The 549-nt window shown below is 65.8% G+C and carries 1 protein-coding gene and 1 pseudogene; both read right to left on the minus strand.

Annotated elements, in window-relative coordinates:
• Positions 1 to 198, minus strand: a pseudogene (locus CXQ94_RS24020) (hypothetical protein); the annotation flags it as partial.
• On the minus strand, positions 195 to 549 hold a 355-nt coding region (locus CXQ94_RS24025), incomplete at its 5' end, for a ribulose-phosphate 3-epimerase (RefSeq protein WP_368665591.1). The gene CXQ94_RS24025 and the pseudogene CXQ94_RS24020, both read right to left, overlap by 4 nt.

Below are 549 nucleotides of genomic sequence, written 5' to 3' on the forward strand. Positions count from 1 at the left end.
GCGGCGTACCAGCACGCGCGAGCCGTTGCCGACCCAGTCGCGCACCCGGGCAATGCCGGCAGGCTCGCGGCCGAGCAGCATCAGCATCTTGTCCACCGCTGCGGCCAGGTCCGGCACCGAATCCATCAGGGTGCCGTCCAGGTCGAACATCACCAGCCGTGGCAATTTGCCGTCGAACAGTTGCTCCAGGCGGGTCATGGGCGCGCCAGCGCCAGCTCGGCGCGCATCTGGTCGATCACCGCCTTGTAATCCGGCTGATTGAAGATCGCCGAGCCGGCAACGAAGGTATCGGCGCCCGCCGCAGCGATTTCGCGGATGTTCTTCGGATTCACACCGCCGTCGATCTCCAGGCGAATCTCGCGGCCGCTGGCATCGATCAGCGCACGCGCTTCGCGCAGCTTGTCGAGGGTATTGGGAATGAACTTCTGCCCGCCGAAACCGGGGTTGACGCTCATCAGCAGGACCATGTCGACCTTGTCCATGACGTACTTGAGCACGTCCAGCGGCGTGGCCGGGTTGAACACCAGACCGGCCTTGGCGCCGCCGTCC

This window comes from Arthrobacter sp. GMC3 (genome assembly GCF_002929305.1).
Classification (GTDB): Bacteria; Actinomycetota; Actinomycetes; order Actinomycetales; family Micrococcaceae; genus Specibacter.